The sequence below is a fragment of the Catenuloplanes atrovinosus genome (assembly GCF_031458235.1).
Taxonomy (GTDB): domain Bacteria; phylum Actinomycetota; class Actinomycetes; order Mycobacteriales; family Micromonosporaceae; genus Catenuloplanes; species Catenuloplanes atrovinosus.
In genome coordinates, this window is sequence record NZ_JAVDYB010000001.1 from 1,936,809 (window position 1) to 1,959,626 (window position 22,818).

Annotated in this window: 22 protein-coding genes; 11 read left to right on the forward strand and 11 right to left on the reverse strand. The window is 73.8% G+C overall.

Annotated features, from left to right (window positions below):
• Positions 1-10: 10 nt before the first annotated feature.
• The gene (locus J2S41_RS08505; RefSeq protein ID WP_310365218.1) at positions 11-1,867 is read right to left on the reverse strand and encodes a diguanylate cyclase domain-containing protein; all 1,857 of its coding nucleotides are present in this window, start codon (positions 1,865-1,867) and stop codon (positions 11-13) included.
• 155 nt (positions 1,868-2,022) lie between these two features.
• Between J2S41_RS08505 and J2S41_RS08510 the strand changes: the two genes are divergently transcribed.
• A complete protein-coding gene (locus J2S41_RS08510) occupies positions 2,023-2,856 on the forward strand; it encodes a (2Fe-2S)-binding protein (protein ID WP_310365220.1) in 834 nt (277 codons plus the stop codon).
• A 33-nt stretch (positions 2,857-2,889) separates the two neighbouring features.
• Here J2S41_RS08510 and J2S41_RS08515 read toward each other — a convergent pair whose 3' ends face one another.
• The 3 genes from J2S41_RS08515 to J2S41_RS08525 form a co-directional block, all read right to left on the reverse strand.
• Positions 2,890-3,588, reverse strand: coding sequence for a zf-HC2 domain-containing protein (locus J2S41_RS08515; RefSeq protein WP_310365223.1), 699 nt, complete (start codon positions 3,586-3,588; stop codon positions 2,890-2,892).
• Positions 3,585-4,160, reverse strand: coding sequence for a sigma-70 family RNA polymerase sigma factor (locus tag J2S41_RS08520; RefSeq protein ID WP_310365225.1), 576 nt, complete (start codon positions 4,158-4,160; stop codon positions 3,585-3,587). Before J2S41_RS08520 ends, J2S41_RS08515 begins: the two co-directional genes overlap by 4 nt.
• Before the next feature lie 106 nt (positions 4,161-4,266).
• Entirely contained in the window at positions 4,267-5,166 is a 900-nt protein-coding gene (locus J2S41_RS08525; RefSeq protein WP_310365227.1) for a DUF1996 domain-containing protein, read from the reverse strand.
• A 126-nt stretch (positions 5,167-5,292) separates the two neighbouring features.
• On the opposite strand from J2S41_RS08525, the gene J2S41_RS08530 reads away from it, so the two are divergent.
• On the forward strand, positions 5,293-5,589 hold the full coding sequence (locus J2S41_RS08530; protein WP_310365230.1) for a hypothetical protein: 297 nt from the start codon (positions 5,293-5,295) through the stop codon (positions 5,587-5,589).
• A gap of 53 nt (positions 5,590-5,642) precedes the next feature.
• Here J2S41_RS08530 and pgi read toward each other — a convergent pair whose 3' ends face one another.
• Complete coding sequence (gene pgi, locus J2S41_RS08535; protein ID WP_310365232.1) at positions 5,643-7,277, reverse strand: glucose-6-phosphate isomerase; 1,635 nt, start codon at positions 7,275-7,277, stop codon at positions 5,643-5,645.
• Between the two features lie 215 nt (positions 7,278-7,492).
• On the opposite strand from pgi, the gene J2S41_RS08540 reads away from it, so the two are divergent.
• The 7 genes from J2S41_RS08540 to J2S41_RS08570 all read left to right on the forward strand — a co-directional run bounded on the left by J2S41_RS08540 (position 7,493) and on the right by J2S41_RS08570 (position 15,238).
• Entirely contained in the window at positions 7,493-8,335 is an 843-nt protein-coding gene (locus J2S41_RS08540) for an ATP-binding protein (protein ID WP_310365233.1), read from the forward strand.
• Positions 8,336-8,381: 46 nt separating this feature from the next.
• Positions 8,382-9,320 carry an STM4015 family protein gene (locus tag J2S41_RS08545; RefSeq protein WP_310365235.1) on the forward strand — a complete coding sequence of 313 codons (939 nt, stop codon included), beginning with the start codon at positions 8,382-8,384 and terminating at the stop codon, positions 9,318-9,320.
• Positions 9,317-10,363, forward strand: coding sequence for an STM4014 family protein (locus J2S41_RS08550; protein ID WP_310365238.1), 1,047 nt, complete (start codon positions 9,317-9,319; stop codon positions 10,361-10,363). The genes J2S41_RS08545 and J2S41_RS08550 overlap by 4 nt, the downstream gene beginning before the upstream one ends.
• Positions 10,351-11,136: an STM4013/SEN3800 family hydrolase gene (locus tag J2S41_RS08555; protein ID WP_310365240.1), complete on the forward strand. Its 786-nt coding sequence runs from the start codon at positions 10,351-10,353 to the stop codon at positions 11,134-11,136. The genes J2S41_RS08550 and J2S41_RS08555 overlap by 13 nt, the downstream gene beginning before the upstream one ends.
• A complete protein-coding gene (locus J2S41_RS08560) occupies positions 11,133-12,422 on the forward strand; it encodes an STM4012 family radical SAM protein (RefSeq protein WP_310365242.1) in 1,290 nt (429 codons plus the stop codon). Before J2S41_RS08555 ends, J2S41_RS08560 begins: the two co-directional genes overlap by 4 nt.
• Positions 12,419-13,279 carry an STM4011 family radical SAM protein gene (locus J2S41_RS08565; RefSeq protein WP_310365245.1) on the forward strand — a complete coding sequence of 287 codons (861 nt, stop codon included), beginning with the start codon at positions 12,419-12,421 and terminating at the stop codon, positions 13,277-13,279. The genes J2S41_RS08560 and J2S41_RS08565 overlap by 4 nt, the downstream gene beginning before the upstream one ends.
• Before the next feature lie 66 nt (positions 13,280-13,345).
• A complete protein-coding gene (locus J2S41_RS08570; protein ID WP_310365248.1) occupies positions 13,346-15,238 on the forward strand; it encodes a Xaa-Pro dipeptidyl-peptidase in 1,893 nt (630 codons plus the stop codon).
• Positions 15,239-15,616: 378 nt separating this feature from the next.
• Here J2S41_RS08570 and J2S41_RS08575 read toward each other — a convergent pair whose 3' ends face one another.
• Both J2S41_RS08575 and J2S41_RS08580 read right to left on the reverse strand, forming a co-directional pair.
• Positions 15,617-16,744 carry an AAA family ATPase gene (locus J2S41_RS08575; protein WP_310365251.1) on the reverse strand — a complete coding sequence of 376 codons (1,128 nt, stop codon included), beginning with the start codon at positions 16,742-16,744 and terminating at the stop codon, positions 15,617-15,619.
• Positions 16,734-17,501, reverse strand: coding sequence for an RNA ligase family protein (locus J2S41_RS08580; RefSeq protein ID WP_310376325.1), 768 nt, complete (start codon positions 17,499-17,501; stop codon positions 16,734-16,736). Before J2S41_RS08580 ends, J2S41_RS08575 begins: the two co-directional genes overlap by 11 nt.
• A 148-nt stretch (positions 17,502-17,649) precedes the next feature.
• On the opposite strand from J2S41_RS08580, the gene J2S41_RS08585 reads away from it, so the two are divergent.
• Both J2S41_RS08585 and J2S41_RS08590 read left to right on the forward strand, forming a co-directional pair.
• Complete coding sequence (locus tag J2S41_RS08585; protein ID WP_310365254.1) at positions 17,650-18,480, forward strand: hypothetical protein; 831 nt, start codon at positions 17,650-17,652, stop codon at positions 18,478-18,480.
• Between the two features lie 150 nt (positions 18,481-18,630).
• Entirely contained in the window at positions 18,631-19,311 is a 681-nt protein-coding gene (locus J2S41_RS08590) for a TetR/AcrR family transcriptional regulator (protein ID WP_310365257.1), read from the forward strand.
• A 114-nt stretch (positions 19,312-19,425) separates the two neighbouring features.
• Here the strand turns inward: J2S41_RS08590 and J2S41_RS08595 are convergent, their stop codons facing one another.
• From J2S41_RS08595 to J2S41_RS08610, 4 genes are all read right to left on the reverse strand, one after another.
• Entirely contained in the window at positions 19,426-19,797 is a 372-nt protein-coding gene (locus tag J2S41_RS08595; protein WP_310365260.1) for an FKBP-type peptidyl-prolyl cis-trans isomerase, read from the reverse strand.
• A 41-nt stretch (positions 19,798-19,838) separates the two neighbouring features.
• A complete protein-coding gene (locus J2S41_RS08600) occupies positions 19,839-20,702 on the reverse strand; it encodes a methyltransferase domain-containing protein (RefSeq protein ID WP_310365262.1) in 864 nt (287 codons plus the stop codon).
• Positions 20,703-20,711: 9 nt separating this feature from the next.
• A complete protein-coding gene (locus J2S41_RS08605) occupies positions 20,712-21,806 on the reverse strand; it encodes an App1 family protein phosphatidate phosphatase (RefSeq protein WP_374728121.1) in 1,095 nt (364 codons plus the stop codon).
• 127 nt (positions 21,807-21,933) lie between these two features.
• Positions 21,934-22,815 (reverse strand): hypothetical protein, encoded by an 882-nt coding sequence (locus tag J2S41_RS08610; protein ID WP_310365266.1) that lies wholly within the window; start codon positions 22,813-22,815, stop codon positions 21,934-21,936.
• Positions 22,816-22,818: the final 3 nt, after the last annotated feature.

Genomic DNA, 22,818 nt, shown 5'->3' on the forward strand with positions numbered 1-22,818 from the left:
GGATGCCGGTTCAGCTCGCCGCGAGCGCGTCCTTGCCGCGCCGCTTCGCCCGGTACATGGCCGCGTCCGCGGTGCGCAGCAGCCCGTCCGTGGAGGTGCGGGTGCCGATGGCGACGCCCACGCTGGCGCCGATCTGCAGGTGGTGGCCGTCGACCGCGGCGGGCTGGGTGAGCGCGGCCCGGATCCGGTCCGCGGTCGCGTCGGCGTACTCCTCCGTGGTGGGGGAGAGGATCACCGCGAACTCGTCGCCGCCGAGGCGGGCCACGGTGTCGTACGGGCGCACGCACCGGCGCAGCCGCTCCGCGACCAGGGTGAGCACCTCGTCGCCGACGTGGTGGCCGAGCGAGTCGTTGATCGCCTTGAAGCCGTCGAGGTCGATGGCGAGCACGCCGACCAGTCCGTCCGGGTCGCCCGGCCGCGCGGGGCCGCCGAGCCGGCGGTGGAACAGCAGCCGGTTGGCCAGGCCGGTGAGCGCGTCGTGGGTGGCGTCGAAGCGCAGCTGGTCCTGGAACGCGCGCGCGTCCGTGACGTCCCGGGCGTTGCAGATGTAGCCGCGCACGTTCTCGTCGTGCAGCCGGTTCGTGCGGGTCACCTCCAGCCAGCGCCAGCCGCCGTCCGCGTGCCGTACCCGCAGCTGGGTGGTCTCCACGTCGTCCGGCCCGGCGGGCAGCGTGAGCGAGGCGAGGTCGTCCGGGTGGACCAGCGCGTTCAGGGCCTGGCCGGTCAGCTCCTCGGGCGCGATGCCGAGCACGCGCCGGGTGGCCGGGCTGGCGTAGGTGATGACCGCGTCCTCGCCGGCGACCACGGTGATGTCGGAGGCGTGCTGGACCAGCGCGCGGAACCGGGCCTCCTGCTGCGCGATCCGGTGCAGCAGCGCGTGGTTCTCGGCCAGCGCGGCGAGCTGCCGGACCACGACCAGCGTGCTGATCAGGATGGCGCCGGCCACGATGCCCCAGGCGCGCGGCGACAGCCCCGCGCTCCAGAGCACGGAGACCAGCAACGCGTACGTGGCGGCGACCGCGACGTACGGCAGGACGCTCACCCGGCCCGCGCGGCGCGCGATCCCGGACGCGGCGCCGTGCCGCATGCCCAGCTCCTGCACCTTGGGCGTGAGCGCCATCAGCACGCACGGCACGAAGCTGGCCGCCATCGAGAGGTGGTAGTGGCCGGTCTCGGTGAGTGCGCCGCCGACCGCGATGCCGGCGCCGGTCATGGTGACGCCGACGATGCCGACCGCGGCCGCGGTGCGGGTGAACGGCGGGTTCCGGCCGAGCGCGAGCTTGAGCACGCCGAGCGCGCAGATGAGCATGCCGGCCGCGCCCGCGACGGTCAGCACCAGCCGGGGCAGGCCGTCGCCGCCGGCGTAGCTGACCGAGTAGACCCAGATGAACGCGGCGACCGCGGCCAGGATGATGATCGCGTCGAGCCAGAAGCGGATGCGTTCGCCGCGGGTGACCGCGCCGATCGGGTGGGTGATCATGGTATAGAGCGGGATGCAGACCCCCGTGGCCAGGAACGCGAGCTGCACCGCGCCGCCGGTGATCGCGGCCTCGGGCGTGGCCGCGGTGGCGGCGACGAACGCCTGGTGGCAGTCGCCGATCGCGAACAGCGCGGTGGCCTGCGCCATCGACCGCCAGAACCGGCGTGTGCTGGGCTCGGCGCCGGGCATCGCCCAGATCTGCCACGAGGTGAGGCAGATGATCAGGTCGAGCACCACCTGGGTGGGCCAGAACAGCCGGATCGCGCCGTCCAGGCGGGCCAGCGGCACCACGTACCAGACCAGGCCGAGGAGGGCGAAGACGACCAGGCCGGCGAAGAGCGGATCGCCCAGGGCGGCGCGGCGTGCCGACCGCTGCCCTGTAGCCATGACCGTCACCCTCCGGGAAGCGTTGCAACTGTAGTGGCATCATCGCGCGCCGTGAGCCTGACCTGAGGGCTGTCGCACTCCCGATTCTCGAGGACCGCCGGGGGTACGGCCGATCGGTCCCGGCATGACGGGGAGGACGCACCCCGCCGCGTCCCGTGCGCGCGGCATCCACGCTGCCCGGTGCGCTGCTGGCCGTCCAGTTCGTCACGATCGTCCCATCGGTGCGTGCCGGACCGGGCGACGCGGCCCGGACCACGGCCTGGCTGCGCACACACCCGCGTGGACACGCCCGCCACCTGACGCCTAGTCTCCGTGCTGACATGGAGACGGTCGGGGCGGAGCAGATCGCGGCGGCGGTCGCCCGCGTCGCCGGCGACAACCCGTTCTTCGGCATCGGGCTCGGCCCGCTGCCCGCCGCACTGCCGATCGAGGACGCGGTCGCGGCGGTCGGTGCGTGGGCGCGCACGGACGAGCCGCGGGTGGCCGCGTCGCTGACCGTGCTCGGCTACTCGGCGCGCCTGGCCGGTCCGGTGCTGGCGCTGTTGGTCCGCGCCCACGTGCTGCTCGACCTGTCCGCGGTGAGCTGCGCCTACGCGCCCGGGGCCGGCTTCCGCCTGTCGCTGCCGGCCGCGTCGGGGCTGCGCGGCGCCGGTCTCGCGGACGCCTGCGGCCCCGCGCTGGTCACCCACCTCTCGGAGATCATCGCCAGGGTACGCGTGGTGGCCCCCGCCGCTCCCGCTCTGCTCTGGGGCAACGTGGCGTCCGGGATCGTCGGCACCGTGCGCCAACTGGCCCGCGTGGCGCCGCCGGCCGAGTGCCGCCGGGTCCGGGACGCGGTGCTGGCCACGCCGCCGCTGGACACGGCCGGCGCGTTCGGGGCGCACGACGCGTACACCCGGCGCAGTTGCTGCCTCTACTACCGTCTCGGCGGCGGCACCTGCGGCGACTGCCCGCTGCCCGCCGGCCTCACCCGGCACCGCCGCGGCTGAGCCCGGGGCCCGGCCGCGACGATGCCGCGCGGATCAGATCGGCATGCTGATGAACGTGCGCCCCGCGGTGTTGACCACCTCGATCGCGGCCACGTCCGCGGGCGCGATGGACGCGCTGCCGTCCAGCGTGGTGCCGGCCGTCTCGGCCGCCGCGGAGACCACCCAGCCGCCGGCGATCTGCCGGTCGCCGTCCGCGGACACGACGATCAGGCGGCAGTCCTCGCCCGGCGGGATGCCGGCCACGGCCGCGTTGATCCGCACCCAGCCGGCCGCGGGGATGACCGAGGCGGTCATCCGCACGTCGGTGGACGGGTCCACCGCGGACGCCACCCGCGTCCCGGCCGGTGCGCTCTGCGCGACCCGCGGGTCCTGCGTCCCGGCCGGCTCGCCGGTGCCGCGGCCGACCAGCACGCCGCCGCCGATCGCCGCGACCAGCACCACGGCCGCCGCCGCGATCGTGAATCCGCGCTGCCAGCGGGCGCCGCTGGACTTCTCCTCACGGATCTGGCGCAGCGTGCGCTGGAGCACCAGGTCCGCGTCCGGCGGGCCGTGCAGCAGCGCCTCCGGCGGGACCTCGCCGAGCGCCTCCTTCAGCGCCTCGAGCTCGGCGAGCTCGTTCCGGCACGTTTCGCACTCCGCCACGTGGGCGTCCACTTCGCTGCGCTCAGCGGGTTCGAGCGTGTTCAAGACGTACGCTCCGATCAGCTGGCTGTGCTCGACCTCGGCACTCATCGGGTCACCTCCGCCACTCGCGCGACGGACGAGCCCGGCGCCTTTGCGTTCCTGCCGATGACGTGCTCCCTGAGCGACTTCATGGCGTTGTGTGATCGGGACTTCACCGTACCGGGTGGGATTCCCAGATGTTCCGCCGTCTCGGTGACGGTGCGCCCCCGGAAGTAGATCTCCACGAGCACGCTGCGGTGCTCCTCGGAGAGGCGTTCCAGCGCGTCCAGCGCGACGATCGAGTCCACCACCTGGTCCGAGTGGTCGCGGGAGACCGGCACGGTCACCGGCGACTCGGCCACCTCGGCCGGGCGCACCGCCTTCGCCCGCGCGCGGTCCGTGATGATGTTGCGCGCCACGGTGAACAGCCAGCCGCGGATCGAGCCGGTCGACTCGGACAGCTCGTGCGCGTGCCGCCACGCTCGCAACAGCGTCTCCTGGAGCACGTCCTCGGCGGCGCTGCGGTCCCCGGTCAGCCGGGTCGCGTAGGCGATCAGAGCGCCGCCGTGCTCCTCGTACAACGACCTGATCAACGCCTCGTCGCTCGACGTCTGGCGTTTGCGCGGCCGTAGAATCGCCATCGCGTCGCCCCTTCGATGTCGGTGGTGGCGAGGACCCACCGGCCCGCACCACCGCGAGCTACGACGGTCCTCTCGGAATGGTTCACAGGTTTCTCGGTGCGGCACGTCAGGCGGTGCAGGCGCGGCCCTGGTTCAGGCACGCGACGATGTCCGCCATCAGCCGGCCGGGCGCCAAATTGATCATGATGCCGTGGTCGGTGCGCGGACTGCGGCGCTGCTCCGCGAACGCGTCCACGGTGAAGGCGCCGGACACACGGTAGCCGACCGTGACACGCAGCCGCGGTACCGCGAACGTGCCCCGCGCGCACGCCCCGTCCGGCCCCGGGAAGGTCAGGTGCCGGCGGTGCCCGGCGCTGTCCGCGTGCAGGCCGTCCCAGCAGCTGGGGAACTCGAAGACGCGGCGCAGCTCGCGGCCGGCCGGGCAGCGGGGATAGCGGTCGGTGCGCCGGTCCTCGGCGCCCTCGCAGGTCCAGGCGCGGATGCCGGCGGTGCCACCGGTCGCGGCGCGCGCGTCGCCGGTCATCGCGCGCAGCCCGGACGGCGGCGCCACCACCGGGCCGGCCGCGCTGGAGAGGTACTCCATCCGTACCGACGAGGGGGTGAGGATCTCCGAGTGCTCGTCGCCGGCGCGCAGCACCGGCCAGTAGAACGTGGACCGGTCGCCGTTGCCGCAGCTGGTCGCCGCGCCGCGGAGCGATTCGTCGGTGGAGTGCGGGCCGGTGGAGAGGTTGCCGACGTAGTCGTGCACGTGGTGCGCCGGGCCGAGCACGCCGGGCGTGACCACCACGTTCGCCGTGTTGCGGTGGCCCGCCGCGTTGGTGCCGCAGTCGAAGTCGTACCGCCCGGGGCCGGCCGGGACGACGACGGCGCGCTCCGCGTCGGCGATGTCCACCCGGTCGCCGCCCCGCGCGTGCGCCCAGCCGCCCGCGGTCAGCGCCCCGGCCAGCAGTGTCACCGCCGCCGCCAGCGCGGCGGTGAGCGGCGGCGTACGCGAGCGCCGGGCCATAGTCGTCACTTTATGAGGCGCCGTCCGGTACGGCACGTGAGCGTCGCGGGCCCGATCGAAAAGATGTGAACCGGTCCGGTGTGACCGTCGTTATAGCGGCAAGCGTCGAAACACCGGAGGCCGATGATGACCGTTCCGCAGCAGGCAGTCCGAGACCCGCGCACCGCACCCGGGCTCGTCGTGCCCGTCGCCGGGCCGATCCGTCACGCACGGCGCCGGGCCGTCAAGCTCGCCGGGTTCGCGCTGCTCGGGGCGGGGGCGCTGGCGCTGCTGGTGGCGCTGCCCTGGCTGGGCATGGGGCCGGGCGTGGCGGCCGAGCAGCCGGGCCTGGTGGAGGTGCGGCACCCGCTGCTGTTCGCGATCGGCGGAGTCGTGGCCGTGGCGTGCGCGGCCGTGGTCATCTGGCGCACGCGCCGCTCCTGAGACGGCACCGGCGGGGATACGACGTACCCCCGCCGGTCCGGTGTTTCCGGGGGTTATGCCCGGCCGCGCTGGGCGCGGTAGCGGGCGATCAGCGCGTTCGTCGACGAGTCCTGGTCCCCGGCCGGCGCCTCCTCCTGCGTGAGCAGCGGCGCGAACTGGTTGGCCATGACCTTGCCGAGCTCGACGCCCCACTGGTCGAACGGGTTGATGTCCCAGATCGCGCCCTCGGTGAAGACGATGTGCTCGTAGAGCGCGACCAACTGGCCCAGCGTGGACGGCGTCAGCTTCTCGCCGAGGATCGTGGTGGTCGGGTGGTTGCCCGGCATGATCTTGTGCGGCACCACGGCCGCGTCCACGCCCTCGGCCTCGACCTGCTCGCGGGTCCGGCCGAACGCCAGCGCCGCGGTCTGGGCCAGGAAGTTCGACATGAACAGGTCGTGCATCTCGGCGGTGTCGTGGTTCGGCACGCTGAAGCCGATGAAGTCCGCCGGGATCATCTTCGTGCCCTGGTGGATCAGCTGGTAGAACGCGTGCTGGCCGTTCGTGCCCGGCTCGCCCCAGAAGATCTCGCCGGTCTGGAAGCCGGTCTCGGTGCCGTCCCGGGTGACGGACTTGCCGAGGGACTCCATGGTGAGCTGCTGGAGGTAGGCGGCGAAGCGGTGCAGGTACTGCGAGTACGGCAGCACCGCGTGCGTCTGGACGCCGAAGAAGTTGTTGTACCAGACGTTGAGCAGGCCCAGGATCGCCGGGATGTTCCGCTCCAGCGGCGCGGTCCGGAAGTGCTCGTCCACCGCGTGGTAGCCGGCCAGCATCTCGCGGAACCGGTCCGGCCCGATCGCGATCATGACGGAGAGGCCGACCGCGGACGGCAGCGAGTACCGGCCGCCCACCCAGTCCCAGAAGCCGAACATGTTCGCCGGGTCGATGCCGAAGTCGACGACCCGCTTCTCGTTCGTGCTGACCGCCACGAAGTGCTTCGCCACCGCGCTGTCGTCCACGCCCAGCTTGCCGAGCAGCCAGGTGCGGGCCTCGCGCGCGTTGGTCAGCGTCTCCTGCGTGCCGAACGTCTTCGACACCACCACGAACAGCGTGGTCGCCGGGTCCAGGTCCTGCGTCTTCACCGCGAGGTCGGTCGGGTCGATGTTGGACACGAACCGGGCCGTGATGTTCTTGTCGCGGTAGTCGCCGAGCGCCTCGTAGGCCATCACCGGGCCGAGGTCGGAGCCGCCGATGCCGATGTTGACGATCGTGGTGATCTTCTCACCGGTGGCGCCGCGCCACTCGCCGCCGCGCACCCGGTCCGCGAACGTGGCCATCTTGTCCAGCGTGGCGTGCACGTCCGCGACCACGTCCTGGCCGTCCACGGTCAGCGTCGCGTCGCGCGGCAGGCGCAGCGCGGTGTGCAGGACCGCGCGGTCCTCCGAGGTGTTGATGTGGTCGCCGCGGAACATCGCCGCGATCTTGCCCTCCAGGTCCTGCTGCCGCGCCAGCGCGCGGAGCAGCTCCAGCGTCTCGTCCGTGACGAGGTGCTTGCTGTAGTCGACGTAGAGGTCCGCCGCCTGGCCGGTCAGCCGCTGCCCGCGACCGGGGTCGCCGGCGAAGAGGTCGCGCAGATGCGTCCGGCGGAGCTTCTCCGCGTGCGCCTGCAGCGCCTGCCACTGCGACGTGCCCGTGACCGTTTCACTCATGAGCTCGACCTACCCGTGTAGCCGTTGTCCTGTCGATTCATCCTTACGTACTCCGGCCCCGGACGGTTGACAACGTGCCGAGCCTTACCCGGCACCGAGCGCATTTCGAGATGCGCTTGCGAATCTGAAAGTTTCATAACCGTGGACGGGAGTAAGTGCACCGTCGCGCGGGCACATGGAGGGCGCCGAGCCGGGTGGTATGGAGGTGAGCCGCGATGGTGGGCAGCGTTCGAGCGCATGTGGAGAGTGGCGCACTCGTCGTGTCGCTGGGTGAGCGGACCGGGCTGCTCTCCGCGGAACGGCTGAGGCGGACGCTGGTGCGCTGCACCGCGCACCACCCGCCGTACCTGGTGGTCGACTGCGCGCGGGCCGGGCGGTCCAAGCGGCTGGCGTCGCTGCTGTCCGCGATCGTGATGTTCTGCAACGCGCGGCGGCCCGGGATAACGATGGTGGTGACCGCGCCGAACGCGGCGGTGCGGCGGGTGCTGCGCGGGCGCGTCCGGACGTTCCGGACGCTGGCCACCGCGCTGGCCTCGCTCCCGTCCCGTCCCGCGCACCCGGCCCGCGAGCACGTGCGGCTGGAGCCGGTGCCGGCGAGCGCGGCGGTGGCCCGCGCGCTGGTCCGGTCGTTCGGCGAGCGCCGGTCGCTCGGCGGCGAGGTCGTCGAGGCCGGCGAGTTGATCGTGTCCGAGCTGGTGTCCAACGCGGTGCAGCACGCCGGGACCGCGCTCGACGTGCGGGTCAGCCACTACCGCGGCCACCTGCGGATCGCGGTGGCGGACCGGTCGGCGGACCTGCCCCGGTTCGGCGGCGCCGGTGACGACGGCTCCGGGCTGTCGGTACGCGGGCGCGGGCTGGACCTGGTGGCGCGCTCGGCGGCCCGCTGCGGCGTGCTGCTCGCCCCGGACGGCAAGGTCGTGTGGGCGTACGTGCCGGTGCCGCGGCGGCGCTGGGCACGTGCCTCGGTCGCGGCGCTCGGCCGGGTGGCCTCGTGGCGGCCGGTGGTACGCCGCCGCCCCACGCCCCGGCGCCCGGTGATCCGGCTGCGCCCCGCCTGAGCCGACCGCCGGAAAGTGTCGGCCGGCGCTGCTACGGTCCTGCGCTATGACCATCAACTCGCACGTGACCGTGTTCGCCGGGCTGCCGGTGGTCCCGTCGGACAGTGACGTGAGGCCGGACGATCCGGCGGCGGTGGCCTGGCGCGTCGAGATCGATGACTACGATCTCTCGCCCAAGGACTTCGAGGCCGCGATGGAGACCATGCTGGAGCGGGCCGGCGAGGGTGGACCGGTCGCGCTGGTGATCGGCCAGTGGGGCGGTGCGTACGAGGCGCCGCCGCCGATCGACCTGTTCGTGCGGCTGGCACCGCGCATGCCGCGGCTGCGGTCGTTCTTCCTCGGCGACCTCACGTTCGAGGAGTGTGAGATCTCCTGGATCCAGCACCGGGACATCGCGCCGCTGCTCGCGGCCTATCCGGCGCTGGAGCGGCTGGTCGTGCGCGGCACCGAGGGCCTGGAGATCGGGCGGGCGGCGGCGCACCCGTCGCTGCGCGACCTGGAGATCCAGTCCGGTGGCCTCCCGGCCGCGCTGCTGCGCTCCGTGTTCGCGCTGGAGCTGCCCGCGCTGGAGCGGCTGAACCTGTGGCTCGGCGTCGACTCGTACGGCGGGGACGTCGTGCTGGAGGATCTGGCGCCGCTGCTCGGCGCCGCCGACGAGGCCGCGACCCGCTGGCCCCGGCTCACCGCGCTCGGACTGCGCAACAGCGAGATCCAGGACGAGATCGCGGCCGCGGTCGCGCAGGCGCCGATCCTGCCCCGGCTGCGCGTGCTCGACCTGTCGCTCGGCACGTTCGGCGACGAGGGCGCGGAGTCGCTGCTCGCCGGTCCGCTCGACCACCTGCGGGAACTGGACCTGCACCACCACTTCATGAGCCCGCAGGTCGCGCAGCGGCTGGTCGACGCGCTGCCGTCGGTGCGCGTCGACGTCACCGACCGGCAGGAGGCGCGCGGCGACTGGGGGCGCTTCGTCGAGGTGTCGGAGTGACGGCGACGGCCGTGGTCGGCAACCCGGCCAACCGGCGGGTGACGATGTTCGCCGCGGCGGTGCGCGGCGCGGGCCTGCCGCCGCCGCGCGTCTATCCGTGGCGCGACGTGCTCACCGGCGGGCCGGTCCCGGGCGTGGGCGAGGCGGTGCGCGTCGACTCGCCCGGCGAGGACGCGGAGGTCGGCCGGCTGCTGCGCGGCGCGACCGCCCCGGCGGAGCACGGCGAGATCACCGGCACGGCCGCGGCGCACGCGGGGCTGGGCGCGGCCCTGCGGCGGGTCGAGTCCGGCGGCGGCACGATGCTGGCCGCGCCGGAGGACGTGCTCACCATGGGTGACAAGCCGCGCTGTCACGCCGTGCTGTCCGCGCACGGCGTGCCGGTGCCGCCCGCGCTCCCGCCGGTGACCGGCTACGAGGCGCTCCGGGCGGCGATGCGCGCGGCCGGCTGGGCGCGCGTGTTCGTGAAGCCGTCCCACGGCTCGTCCGCCTCCGGCGTGCTCGCGCTCACCGCCGCGGGTGGTCGCGTCTCGGCGTTGACCAGCGTCGAGCGCGGCCCGGACGGGCGGCTGTTCAACAACCTGACCATCCGGCGGTACGAGCGGGAGGCCGACGTCGCGGCGATCGTGGACCGGCTGGCCGGCGACGGGCTGCACGTGGAGCGCTGGTTCCCGAAGGCGGGGGTGGACGGGCGCACGATCGACCTGCGCGTGGTGGTGATCGCGGGCGAGCCGCGGCACGTGGTGGTCCGGTCGAGCCGGTCGCCGCTGACGAACCTGCACCTCGGCAACGCGCGCGGCGACGTGGCGGCGGCCCGTGAGCGGGCCGGGGCGGCGGGGTGGGGCGCGGCCATGGAGACGTGTGCCCGGGTGGGTGCGGTGTTCCCCCGTACCCTGATGGCCGGGGTCGATCTGATGTTCGACGCGCGCTGGCGGCGGCACGCGGTGGCCGAGGTCAACGCGTTCGGCGACCTGCTGCCCGGGGTGCTGCACCGGGGCGAGGACACCTACACCGCGCAGGTCCGGGCGGCGCTGTGCGCGGTCTGATCCCGAGTCACGACCTGCTGTTCGTCACGCTGGACACGCTGCGCTACGACGTGGCCGCGCGGCAGTTTGCCGAGGGGCGCACGCCGACGCTGGCCGCGCTGCTGCCCGGCGGCTGGGAGCGGCGGCACACGCCGGCCAGTTTCACGTACGCGGCGCACCATGCGTTCTTCGCCGGGTTCCTGCCGACGCCGGTCGCGCCCGGGCGGCATCCGCGGCCGTTCGCGGCCCGGTTCGCCGGCAGCGAGACGACCGGGCCGGACACCTGGGTGTTCGACGCCGCGGACCTGCCGGGCGCGCTCGCCGGCGCCGGCTACCACACGGTCTGCCTGGGCGGCGTCGGCTTCTTCAACCCGGGGGCGCCGCTCGGCCGGGTGCTGCCCGGGCTGTTCGCGGAGGCGCACTGGGAGCCCGCGTTCGGCGTGACCGCGCCGGACTGCGTGGACGCGCAGGCGGACCGGCTCGCGCAGATCATCGCCCGGCTGCCGGTGGAGCGGCCGCTCTTCACGTTTCTCAACGTTGCGGCGCTGCACCAGCCGAACCGGCACTACCTGCCCGGCGCGGCGGACGACACGGTGGACAGCCACGCGGCCGCGCTGGAGTACGCCGATCGCGCGCTGAAACGCGTGTTCACACTGGCCGGCGGGCGCGGGCGGCCCTGCCGGGTGATCATCTGCTCCGACCACGGCACGCTCTACGGCGAGGACGGGCACGTCGGGCACCGGGTCGCGCACGAGGCCGTGTGGACCGTGCCGTACGGGGAGTTCACGCTGTGACCGAGTCGCCGTACCAGGGATATCTCTACGCGTACCCGCACAAGACCGCCTATCGCCGGCTCGACCCGCGGCCCGCGCTCGCGGACGTGTGGGCGGGCGAGCGGCGGGACGCGCTGTTCGGCTACGTGCACGTGCCGTTCTGCGAGATGCGCTGCGGCTTCTGCAACCTGTTCACCCGGTCGAACCCGGCGGCCGGCCAGGTCACCGCGTACCTCGGCCGGCTGCGCGCGCAGACCCGCGCGGTCCGCGACGCGCTCGGGCCCGGCGTGCGGTTCGCCCGGACCGCGATCGGCGGCGGCACGCCCACCTACCTGACCGCGCCGGAGCTGACCGAGCTGTTCGAGATCGTCGGCTTCGGCGGCGGCGTGCCGCTGTCGGTGGAGACCTCGCCCGCGACCGCCACGCCGGACCGGCTGGCCGTGCTGGCCGCGCACGGCACCACCCGGGTCAGCATCGGCGTGCAGAGCTTCCTGGACGCGGAGGCGCGCGCGGCCGGGCGTCCGCAGCGGCGGGCCGAGGTGGAGGCCGCGCTGGCGGCGATCCGGGCGGCCGGCATCCCGGTGCTCAACATCGACCTGATCTACGGCATCGACGGGCAGACGCCGGAGAGCTGGCGGCACAGCCTGGACGCGGCACTGGCCTGGCGGCCGGAGGAACTGTACCTCTATCCGCTGTACGTGCGGCCGCTGACCGGGCTCGGGCGGCGCGCCCGCACCCGGGCGGACTGGGACGCGCAGCGGCTGGCGCTCTACCGGCAGGCGGTGGCGGTGCTGACCGGCGCGGGCTACGCCCAGCTGTCCATGCGGCAGTTCCGGCGCGCGGACGTGCCGGCCGACGACGGGCCGGACTACTGCTGCCAGGACGACGGCATGGTCGGGCTCGGCTGCGGCGCCCGGTCGTACACCACGTCGCTGCACTACTCGTTCGACTACGCGGTCACGGTCGGCGAGGTCCGCGCGGTGCTGGACGACTACCTGTCCCGGCCGGACGACGACTTCCGGTACGCGGAGTTCGGCTACCGGCTGGACGCGGCCGAGCAGCGGCGGCGCTGGCTGCTGAAGTCGCTGCTGCGCGCGGAGGGAGTGGCCGCGGCCGACTACCGGGCCCGGTTCGGCACCTCGCACCCGGACGACTTCCCGGAGCTCGCCGCGCTGGCCGGCCGCGGGTGGCTGGAGCCGGGACTCAACCGGCTCACCGCGGACGGGCTCGCCTGGTCGGACGCGATCGGGCCGCGGCTGGTGTCGGCGCCGGTGCGGGCCGCGATGGACGGGTACGCGCTGCGATGACCCCGCTGTACGTGCTCTACCGGGGGCCGCTGGCCAGCTGCAACTACGACTGCCCGTACTGCCCGTTCGCGAAGCGGGTGGACCCGCCGGCGACCCTGCGCGCGGACCGGGCGGCGCTGCTGCGCTTCGCGGACTGGGCCGAGGCGACCACGGACCGGCGGCTGTCCATCCTGTTCACGCCGTGGGGCGAGGGGCTGACCCGGCGCTGGTACCGGGAGACGATCACGCGGCTGTCGCACCTGCCGCACGTGGACCGGGTGGCGATCCAGACCAACCTCGCGGCGCGGACCGGCTGGCTGGCCGCGGCGGACCGGTCCACCGCGGCGCTGTGGACCACGTACCACCCGGGGCAGGTGACCCGGGCGCGCTTCCTCGGGCGCTGCCGCGAACTGGACGCGCTGGGCGTGCGCTACTCGGTCGGGATCGTCGGGCTGCCCGAGCACCTGGCCGAGGCGCGGGAACTGCGCGCGCTGCTGCCGCCGCGCGTCTACCTGTGGGTGAACGCGGCGGACGGGCACGGCTACACCGCGGACGAGGAGGCGGCGTGGACCGCGCTCGACCCCCGGTTCGGCGACAGCGTGCGGCCGCACGTCTCGCGCGGGCTGCCCTGCCACGCGGGGGAGACCGCGATCTCCGTGCTCGGCGACGGTACGGTGCGGCGCTGCCACTTCGTGCCGTCGGTGATCGGGAATCTCTACGACGGTTCGTGGCGGGCCGCGCTCAAGCCCCGGGCCTGCCCGAACGCGGCCTGCGACTGCCACATCGGGTACGTGCACCTCAAGCCGCTCGGCCTGCGCGAGGTCTACCGCGACGGGCTGATGGAACGCGTTGTCCACAGGCTCGAAGAATTTACGTAGGGGAGTATTCACATGCGATAACGTGCCCCTGACTCGGTGCTCGGACGGGATCGCATGGGGGATCGCATGGTGCGCAGGCTCGTGGTGATGTCGGTGACGGCGCTCGCCGTGGTGCTCGGAGCGGTCTCGCCCGGCCTCGCCGCCGGCCCCCGGCACATCCGCGGCACCGAGACCGTCCCGGTCTACGACTACGCGAGCGCCGTCCGGGAGACCGTGTGGGTGGAGTCGCCGCTCGACGGCGACGGCGCGCGCGACCGCATCGCGGCCGACATCGTCCGCCCGCGCGAGGCGACCACCCGGGTCCCCGTGATCATGGAGGCCTCGCCCTACTACACCTGCTGCGGCCGGGGCAACGAGTCCGAGCTGAAGAAGTACGCGGCCGACGGCACGGTCGTGAGCATGCCGCTCTACTACGACAACTACTTCGTCCCGCGGGGTTACGCGTTCGTCGGCGTCGACCTGTCCGGCACCGCGCGCTCCACCGGCTGCGAGGACGTCGGCGGCCCGGCCGAGGTCGCGTCCGCCAAGGCCGTGATCGACTGGCTGAACGGGCGCGGCACCGCGTTCACCGCGGACGGCCGCCGGGCCACCGCCTCCTGGACCACCGGCCGGGTCGGCATGATCGGCAAGTCCTGGGACGGTTCCGTCGCCAACGGCGTGGCCGCGACCGGCGTGCGCGGCCTGGAGACCATCGTCCCGATCGGCGCGATCTCCAGTTGGTACGACTACCAGCGCTACAACGGCATCCTGCGCACCCAGGAGTACGTGCGGTTCCTGCACTCCTACGTGAACGGCCGGCCCGCCGATGCCTGCGCGGACGAGTTGGCCGGGTGGCGCGCGGGCAGCGGCGAGACCACCGGCGACTTCACCGGCTACTGGGCCGCCCGGGACTACCGCCCCGACGCCCGCAACGTCCGGGCCAGCGTGTTCATCGCGCACGGCATCAACGACAAGAACGTCTCGACCCGCCAGTTCGGCCTGTGGTGGGACGCGCTCGCCCGGCACGGCGTGGAGCGCAAGCTGTGGCTGTTCCAGTCCGGCCACGAGGACCCGTTCGACGCGCGCCGCGCCGAGTGGGTGGACACGCTGCACCGCTGGTTCGACCACTACCTGCACGGCCTGCGCAACGGCATCGACCGCGAGCCACGCGCCACGCTCGAGACCGCGCCCGGCGTGTGGCAGGACGAGCGCGACTGGCCGGCCCGCGGCGTCCGCGACCGCACGCTGCCGCTCGGCGACGGCACGCTCGGCCTCGGCGCGGCCGGCCGCGGCGTCACCAAGACCTACACCGACGAGTCGCTGCGCGAGGACGCGCTGGTGGCCAACCCGTCCGCGGCCGTCCCCGGCCGGCTGGCGTTCCTCTCCGCGCCGCTGACCGCACCGCTGCGGATCTCCGGCGAGCCGTCCGTCACGCTGCGGATCAAGGTGGACCGGCCGACCGCGGCGCTGTCCGCACGCCTGGTCGACTACGGCACCGCGACCCGCGTCGACCACTTCCGCTCCGAGGGCCTGGTCAACCTGACCACCTCGTCCTGCTGGGGCGCCGCGTCCGCGACCGACGACGCCTGCTACCTGGACACCGCCGAGGTCACGGTCACCGGCGACCACGCGGTCCTGACCCGCGGCTGGGCCGACGCCGCCCACCACCGCTCGCTGCGCTTCAGCACCCCGCTGCTGCCCGACCGGTGGTACGACCTGACCATCCCGCTCAACACCTACGACGTGACGCTGCCCGCCGGGCACGTGCTCGGCCTGATCCTCGGCCAGTCCGACCCGCAGTTCACCGTCACGAACGACCAGAACGCCACGGTCTCGGTCGACGCGGGCCGCAGCAGCCTGACCCTCCCGGCCACCGGCGCCACCGTCATCGCCCCGGCCACCCCGCCCACCATCACCACCGGCCCCGGCGCGGCGGAGCGCCGCTCCGCGACCGACATCCCGATCGTTCCGCTGCGCTGATCGGTAACGTCTCCACATTCGACACCGAACGACGAGGGCGGCGAGTTGATCGCCGCCCAGCACCCGCTCGTCCGGGTGACGCCGAGGAGCGTTCATGCGATGTTCCGGGCGATCCGGCACCACCGGGCTTTGGGCTGGCTGGTATGTCTGCCGGTTCCTGCCGACGAGGTGTCCTCGGGCCGGGTCCGCGCCGGGTTCGGTGTTCGGCCGAATCTAGCTTCACGCTGGGTTCGACTCCGCGTACGGCCGCGTCGGCTGCGTGCCGCCCGCTCGCGATGCTGCTCGCCCAGAAGCGCCCCACCGCGAACGCCGCCGTGCCCGCGCCGGCCGGCCGCGCGACCAGCTTTCGCGTCCGCCGGGGGCGGGAGCCGGTGAGGGTCAGGGGAAGGTGACGGAGTGGGCCTCGGTGGGGTCGGGGGATTCCCATTTGGTGATCAGGCGGTCGATGACCGTGGCGGGGACCGGGGACGGGCGGGCCGCGTTCTGGCGGTGGATCACCGAGCGAGGCGCTTCCAGGGCGACGATCGAGATGCGGGCGTGGTAGGCGGCGCCCAGGGAGATGCAGAGATCGCGGTGCTGGCGGGTGATGTTGGTGGCGTTCCAGACGAAGTCGCGGCGGGCGCGCAGGTGGACGCGTGCCTCGGCGTGGGCGGCCGCGGCCACGGGGCGCTGGTTGTCGGTGGGGGAGATGCCGAGTCGGGTGCGGATCGCGTCGAGGCTGACGATGGGGCGGTCGCCGGCGTGGCGGGACAGCCAGGTGTCCTTGCCGACGCCGGGCAGGCCGGACAGCACGGTCATCGTCAGGCGGGTGTCGTCGAAGGCGGCGTAGCGCGGGTCGCGGCCGGGGGTGCGGAAGTAGGTGAAGCGGGCGTGGTCCGAGGCGAACGGCCACGGCGAGTCGAGCACACCCAGGTCGGCGCAGTATTCGCGGAACAGCGCGATGTTCTCCAGCACCCGGTCCAGGTCGGCGCAGACGCGGCCGGTGATGTCGGCGGTGGCGAGCATGGCCAGGTCGCGGTTGCGCGTCACCAGGCTCGCGCGCAGCACGATCTGCTCCAGGTCGGGTCGTTCCAGCGCCCAGAACGGCACCTGGTGGTGCCGGACCAGCGCGGCCACGTGTTCCCGCCAGGCGCGCGGTGCGCCGAGGTCCCACAGGATGCGGCGGGCGGCCAGGTCGCCGCGCCGGGAGTGGCCGTGGGCGGTGATCCGGCCGTCGGGGTCGGTGCGGGTGCAGTCCGGCTTGGCCACGTCGTGCAGCAGGACGGCGGCGAACAGCCGCACCCGCTCGTCCTCGGGGAGCGCACGCCACTGTGGTTGCGCGGCGAGCGCGGACGCGGCCATGAACGTGTGCGTGGCCACGTCGCCCTCGCCGTGGTGCAGCGGGTCCTGGGGTACGCCGTCCAGCCGCCGGATCCAGTCGAACTCCGCCACGATCCGCGGCCACGGCACCGTCCATGATGGAGCGGCCGGGCACAGCGCGGCGAACACCGTCCAGTCAGACCGCATACATCACCGCCGGGTCCGCGAGCCGGTTCGCCATGAGCGGCCGGTCGGCCCAGTGCGTCCCGGAGTCGAGCACGGCCTGGGTGAACCCGGCGCGCACCCATTTGTAGCGGGCGACCACCCGGCCGCCCTCCTCATCTTTGATGTAGAGCCCCTCCATGTCGTCGCCGGCGTCCGCGAGACCGGCGTCGACACCGGCGTCCGCGGCGGCGGCGCGGAGGGCGTCGCGCCATCCGGGCGTACGGACCGTGGACGGCCCGGCCAGTGAGGTGAGCGCGGACAGCGACGGGAACGTGCCGGACCGCAGCACCGGCACGCTCACCACCGGCGTGCCGGCCAGCATCGCGCGCCGGGACGGCGTGTCCAGGAAGGCGCCGGTCTCCCGGTCCAGGATGTCGAACTCGCAGAAGTAGTGCGGCAGCGCGTCGTAGAAGACCGTGTGCGTGGCGTACATCCACTCGCCGTACATCACGAACCGGTCGCGCAGCACCGGCCGCAGGATCGGTGCCACCGTCGACGCCCAGGACTTCAGCGGCGCGAACTGCCGCTCCCGCGGCCCACCGGTGAGATAGTGGCCGCGGGACTGGAGCCGCAGCGCGCCGTCCGCGGTGAAGCTGATCGCCGCGTTCGCGCCGTCGAGCTTCTCCTCGACGACCAGCCACCGGCCGCGCAGCGCGGCGAACGGCGTCTGCGACAGGTCCTCGTCGCCCGGCTGGAGGCGGGAGCCGGCCAGGTGCGGGGTCCGCGGATACTTGACCATCACGACCGTGTTTGTACAGGCCGGACGGTCGGCCCGCGACGGATTTAGCGGCCGAAGTGGGATTCCCAATGCACAGATCCTGCGTAAAAGTGGTACGAAAGTCCGATACCTGACTGTCGGATCATCCAGGTCCCAGTAGAACTCAGGGGTGCCGATGTACGTCTGGGTGGCCGGAGTGCTGGCCGTCGCCGCGGGTGCCTTCATGGTCGTGTCGCTGCTGACGCTGCACGCGGTGCGGCGGGAGCGCGCGCTGCTCGCCGCCGCGCGGGCGGTGGCGGCGACCTCCGAGGCGCCGGAGGGCTCCGCCTACGCGGGCGCCGGCCTGCTGGCGGACGAGAACGTGGCGGCCGGTGCCATGCTCGGGACGATCCTCGAGGCCGACGTGGCCGCGCTCAACGCCCGCCTCAGTGCGGCGCGCACCGGCGTGGCCGATCTCGGCGCCAAGGCCGAGCTGGACCGCGTCGCGGACAAGCTGCGCGAGGCGACCACGGAGGCACACCTGTGGCGTACCGTGCCGGACGGCCGCGAGCACCTGCGGGCCGCGACCGGCGCGCTGGCGTCCGCGGGCCGGCACCTGGCGCGCGCCACCGCGCGGGCCGTCGGCCGGCCGGAGCCCGCGGACGCGCCGCCGTGCCTGGCCGATCCGGCGCACGGGCCCGCCGCCGCGGAGGTGACCTGGGCGCCGGACGGCGGCGTGCCGCGGCGCATCCCGGTGTGCGAGGCAGACTACGCCCGGATCTCCGCGGGACGCTCCGCCGCCGTCCGCTCGATCATCGGGCCCGGTGGCCAGCAGCCCTACTACGACACCCCCGCGTACGGTGACTGGCTGCTCGGCTACTTCACCGGCTACGACCCCTACCTGGTCGCCCGGCTGCTGGACGGCACGGTCCTCGGCCGCCAGCTCCCCGGCCGCATCACCGGGCGCGCGCGGTCCGCCGGCGGCTCCAGCGGCGAGTTCGGCACCGTCCACTTCGCCTGACCGGTCGAGTGCCTCCGAACGGCTCCGGTAAAGGCGGCGTGACCTGCGGGTTCGTACCATAGTGAATCCCGGTTCGGCGAATTGCGGTTCGCTGTAGGGCGTCTCATCCTGGGGTGAGAAGTCCGGCGGTGAGGCGAAGGAGCGGGGCCCGTGGGAGTGCGGCAGATCAAGGCGGCGGAGACCGAGGCGGCGTTGAAGTCGGCCGCGCGGCAGCTCTTCGCGGAGCAGGGATACCTCAACACGAAGATCACCGACATCACGACCACGGCCGGGCGGGCCACCGGGTCGTTCTACGACCACTTCGCCAGCAAGGAGGAGCTGCTCCAGGCGCTGGTCGCGGACATGAACGCGCACGCGGACGCCACCATCGCGGAGGAGGCGCACCCGGAGGAGCACGACCTGACCGACCGCGCCCAGCTGCGCGCGCACATCGGCACCGCGTGGATCGTGCTGCGCGACCACCTGCCCGTGGCGGTGGCGCTGATGCAGTCCGCGATGACCGACAATCTCGCGGCCGGGCGCGGCTGGCGCTCGCTGCTGGAGGACACCGACCTGCTGCGCGCGCACCTCGAGGCGCTGGCCGAGAAGGGCCACCCGCTGCCGGGCTCGCCGGAGCTGGTCGCGGCCGCGATGGGCGCGATGCTGTCGATGTTCGGGTACGCGCTGCTGACGGCCGGCGAGTTCGCCCCCCGGGTGAGCGAGGAGGAGATCGTCGACATGCTCACCGGCCTGCTGCTCTACGGCCTCACCGGCCCGCGGCCGGAGACCGGCGACGAGGGCGACGACGCACCGGCGGAGGCGGAGCTGAAGGAGCCGGTCGCCATCGGCTGAGTTCCGGACGTTCCCGCCCGATCGGCGGTCGGCGCGCTGAGGCCGGGCCGCCCGATGGACGGGGCCGCGACGGGCCGGCTGAGTGATCAGCCGGCCCACCCGGCGTGGAACGTCCTACTTCACGTCGACGAGGTCCACGACGAAGATCAGCGTCTCGTTCGGGGCGATCAGGCCGCCGCCCGCGCCCTGCGCGCCGTAGCCCAGGTGCGGCGGGATGACCAGCCGGCGCCGGCCGCCGACCCGCATGCCCACGACGCCCTGGTCCCAGCCGCCGATGACGCGCCCGGCGCCGACCGGGAACGAGAACGTGTCGCCACGGTTCCACGACGCGTCGAACTCGGCGCCGGTGGAGTGCGCGATGCCGACGTAGTGCACGACGGCGTGCCGGCCGGGCGTGACCTCTTCGCCGTCGCCGACGGTGATGTCCTCGACGATCAGCTCCGCCGGGGGCGGTCCGTCGTGCGGGGCGACCTGCGGCTTGCTCATGGAACGGCTCCGTTCGCGGTGCGAATGCTTACCGGCCCAACCTAGCCGGACCTCGCGGGCGACAGCACCTCGGCGTACAGCGATGCCATCAACTCGGGAATCTCATCACCCGGACGGTAGGCGAATCGGATACGGACGGTGTCGCCCGCGGTCACGCGCATCGGCGCGGGCAGCGGCACGACCAGGTAGTTCATCAGCCACTCCACCGGCGCCGGCTCCTCGGTGAGCAGATTTTTCGTGATCATCCGCACCGCGTTGAGCTCGCCGTCCCGCTGCACCACGAAGCGGGCGTCCGCGGCGCACTCGGCGGGCAGCGCGCCGGCGCCGTAGAAGAAGCTCTGGAAGATCGAGGGTGGGGCCAGCGGCGTGGTGCGCGGCTGCGCGGCGGACGGATCCTGGAACAGCGGCGCCGCCACCGTGTACCCGTAGAACGTGAAGTCCTGCGCCACCGGCTGGACGGCCTGGATGGTGGCGCACGGCAGGAAGGCCGGCGGCGGGCCCGCGTAGGAGGACAGGAACGCGCCGATCACCTCCACCTGGCGCTCCCGGAGCAGCCCCACGTGCAGCATCTCGCAGATGACCACGTCGACCACCGGCGGCGGCGTGAACGACCGCGCGTCCGCGTGCACCACCACGACGTCGTCCCCGTGCGCCGCCAGCGACCGGGAGGCCGCCTGGTAGACGCTCGGCTCGCGCTCCACCGCGATCACCGAGGCGGCGCCGGCCACGGCCGCGAAGTGGGCCAGCACGCCGGTCCCGGCGCCCAGCTCCAGCACGCGCGAGCCCGGCCGCACCACGCGCCCGATCGCGGCCTGGAACGCGCCCATCCGCCGGTCGTCCAGCAGCATCTGCGCGTGGTACTGCAGCGGGATGACGTCCGCCGGGCTTCCCTTGTGGTGCACCATGCAAGGAAGTTACAGCAGCTCAGCCTCGGTGAGCAGCTGCGACAGCCCGGCACCGTCCGGCGCGCCGAGCCACTTGCGGCCGAACCGGGCCGACACCACCGAGGTGTCCGACTCCGGCAGCGACGGCAGCGTGCCGGCCAGCACCGCCTGCGCGGGGGAGAGGCGCCGGATCGCGACCGCGGCCACGTTGTCCGGGTGCTTCGACGCGAACTCCGCGTAGATCTCCTGGTCGTGCTGCCCGTCGTCGCCGATCAGCAGCCAGCGGACGCGCGGGAACTCCTGGGACAGCCGCTCCAGCGTCAGCCGCTTGTGCTCCGGCCCGCTGCGGAACCAGCGGTCCTTCGTCGGCCCCCAGTCCGTGAGCAGCAGCGGCCCGACCGGGTAGAGGTGGCGCCGGAGGAACCGGTTCAGCGCGGGCGCCACGTTCCACGCGCCGGTGGACAGGTAGAAGACCGGCGCGCCCGGGTGCGCGGTGCGCAGCCGCTCGTAGAGCACGGCCATCCCGGGCACGGCGGAGCGCGCGTGCTCGTCCAGGACGAACGTGTTCCACGCGGCCAGCAGCGGACGCGGCAGTGCGGTGACCATGACGGTGTCGTCGATGTCGGACACGATGCCGAAGGTGACCGCCGGGTCGATGATCTGCACCGGCGCCTCGACCGGCTCGCCGTCGCCGCTCTGCACCGTCACGGTCTGCCAGCCGGGCTCCAGCTTGGCCGGGACGACCGCGTCCACGAACCCGCCGCGGTCGCCGATCGCCTCGTGCCGTTCGCCGCCGGCCGTGATGATCACCGGCGCGTTCATCTGGCTCACCGTGGCGAAGCTGCGCCAGCCGCGCAGCTTCTTCGGCCGGTCCGCCGAGCCGCGCCGCGCCAGCCAGCCGGTCTTGGGCACGGGGCGGCTGAGCAGCACGCGTGCCATCACGCGCACCCACTCCGTCGTACCGTAACCCGCGTACGTGATGATGCTCGGTTCCCACCCGCGCTTCACCAGCCGCCGCTCGACGACCTCGTGCACCGCGTCCTCGAGCCGGGCGGCGCGATGCAGGCGGGGTCCGGTCTCTCCCACGGGGATAAGCGCCACCGTCACACCTTGCCACATGTGCATCAGTCCGGCCACGGATGGTCGGATCTTGCACCTGCCGTTCATTGAGGATAAAACCCCAAGATCAAAATCCTTCCCGGGTACGTAAGCGCGGGCGGGACGGTACGCAGAGGAGTCCGCGCCCCGGCTCTCAGGTCCGGGTGATCACCACGTCGCCGCCGAGCCGGCCGTGCGCGGGATCGCGCGTCACCGCGCCGGCGTCCAGCAGCCCGTGCAGCGCCCGCACCGTGTCCGCCGGACGGTAGACGGTCTCCGTCATGGTGACGTGCTTCAGCGCGGTCACCGTGGACGGCCCGGCCCGGTCCAGGTACGCCAGCAGCTCGCGGCGCAGCGGCGCGGGGTTCGGCGTGAGCGAGATGTCCAGCAGCCGCCCGTCCGGGTCGTGCGGGTCGCGCAGCCGCACGCCCGCGTACTCGTCCACCGCCCACAGCTCGGTCTTGAACGCCTCCAGGCTCTTCGCCGAGCCGGTGCCCAGGCAGGCCAGCAGCGCCCGCCCGTCCGCGTCCACCAGCTCCACGGCCGCGCCCAGCGCGAAGCCGGCCGCGCGCACGCGGTCGCGTACCCCCGCGGGGTCCTCGGTGATCAGCAGGACCTCGGCGGGCCGGCCGGCCCGGACCGCGCGCAGCGCCGCCTCGTCCGCGATGCCGTCCAGCGCGACCAGCAGCGGCGCGCCCGCGGCCCGGGCGGCCCGGAGCGCGACCGGCAGCAGCGCGGGACCGTCCCCGGCGAGCGGGTGGACGGTCAGCGCGGCCGGCGTGCCCAGCTCCCGCTGCAGCTCCGCGAGCCGGTCCCGGTCCGCGTCCGGCCCCGCGACGATCATGGTGAGTTCCCGCCCGCGCAGCCGGTCCGCGAACTCGGCGAACACGCGCAGCGCCGCCTCGGCCGCGGCCACCCCGGCCGGCGCGCGCGAGACCAGCGCGAACGTGGCGCGCCGCCCGCCGTGCAGCGCGCCCGGCGCCCAGGTGCCGAGATAGCGGACGAGCAGTTCGCGGGTCACGTCGGTGAGGGACACGCC

Coding starts and splice junctions, on each gene's coding strand:
- J2S41_RS08505 (WP_310365218.1), bottom strand. CDS start 1,867: ATGGCTACAGGGCAGCGGTCGGCACGCCGCGCCGCCCTGGGCGATCCG.
- J2S41_RS08515 (WP_310365223.1), bottom strand. CDS start 3,588: ATGAGTGCCGAGGTCGAGCACAGCCAGCTGATCGGAGCGTACGTCTTG.
- J2S41_RS08520 (WP_310365225.1), bottom strand. CDS start 4,160: ATGGCGATTCTACGGCCGCGCAAACGCCAGACGTCGAGCGACGAGGCG.
- J2S41_RS08525 (WP_310365227.1), bottom strand. CDS start 5,166: ATGGCCCGGCGCTCGCGTACGCCGCCGCTCACCGCCGCGCTGGCGGCG.
- J2S41_RS08530 (WP_310365230.1), top strand. CDS start 5,293: ATGACCGTTCCGCAGCAGGCAGTCCGAGACCCGCGCACCGCACCCGGG.
- pgi (WP_310365232.1), bottom strand. CDS start 7,277: ATGAGTGAAACGGTCACGGGCACGTCGCAGTGGCAGGCGCTGCAGGCG.
- J2S41_RS08540 (WP_310365233.1), top strand. CDS start 7,493: ATGGTGGGCAGCGTTCGAGCGCATGTGGAGAGTGGCGCACTCGTCGTG.
- J2S41_RS08545 (WP_310365235.1), top strand. CDS start 8,382: ATGACCATCAACTCGCACGTGACCGTGTTCGCCGGGCTGCCGGTGGTC.
- J2S41_RS08565 (WP_310365245.1), top strand. CDS start 12,419: ATGACCCCGCTGTACGTGCTCTACCGGGGGCCGCTGGCCAGCTGCAAC.
- J2S41_RS08570 (WP_310365248.1), top strand. CDS start 13,346: ATGGTGCGCAGGCTCGTGGTGATGTCGGTGACGGCGCTCGCCGTGGTG.
- J2S41_RS08575 (WP_310365251.1), bottom strand. CDS start 16,744: ATGCGGTCTGACTGGACGGTGTTCGCCGCGCTGTGCCCGGCCGCTCCA.
- J2S41_RS08580 (WP_310376325.1), bottom strand. CDS start 17,501: ATGGTCAAGTATCCGCGGACCCCGCACCTGGCCGGCTCCCGCCTCCAG.
- J2S41_RS08595 (WP_310365260.1), bottom strand. CDS start 19,797: ATGAGCAAGCCGCAGGTCGCCCCGCACGACGGACCGCCCCCGGCGGAG.
- J2S41_RS08600 (WP_310365262.1), bottom strand. CDS start 20,702: ATGGTGCACCACAAGGGAAGCCCGGCGGACGTCATCCCGCTGCAGTAC.
- J2S41_RS08605 (WP_374728121.1), bottom strand. CDS start 21,806: ATGCACATGTGGCAAGGTGTGACGGTGGCGCTTATCCCCGTGGGAGAG.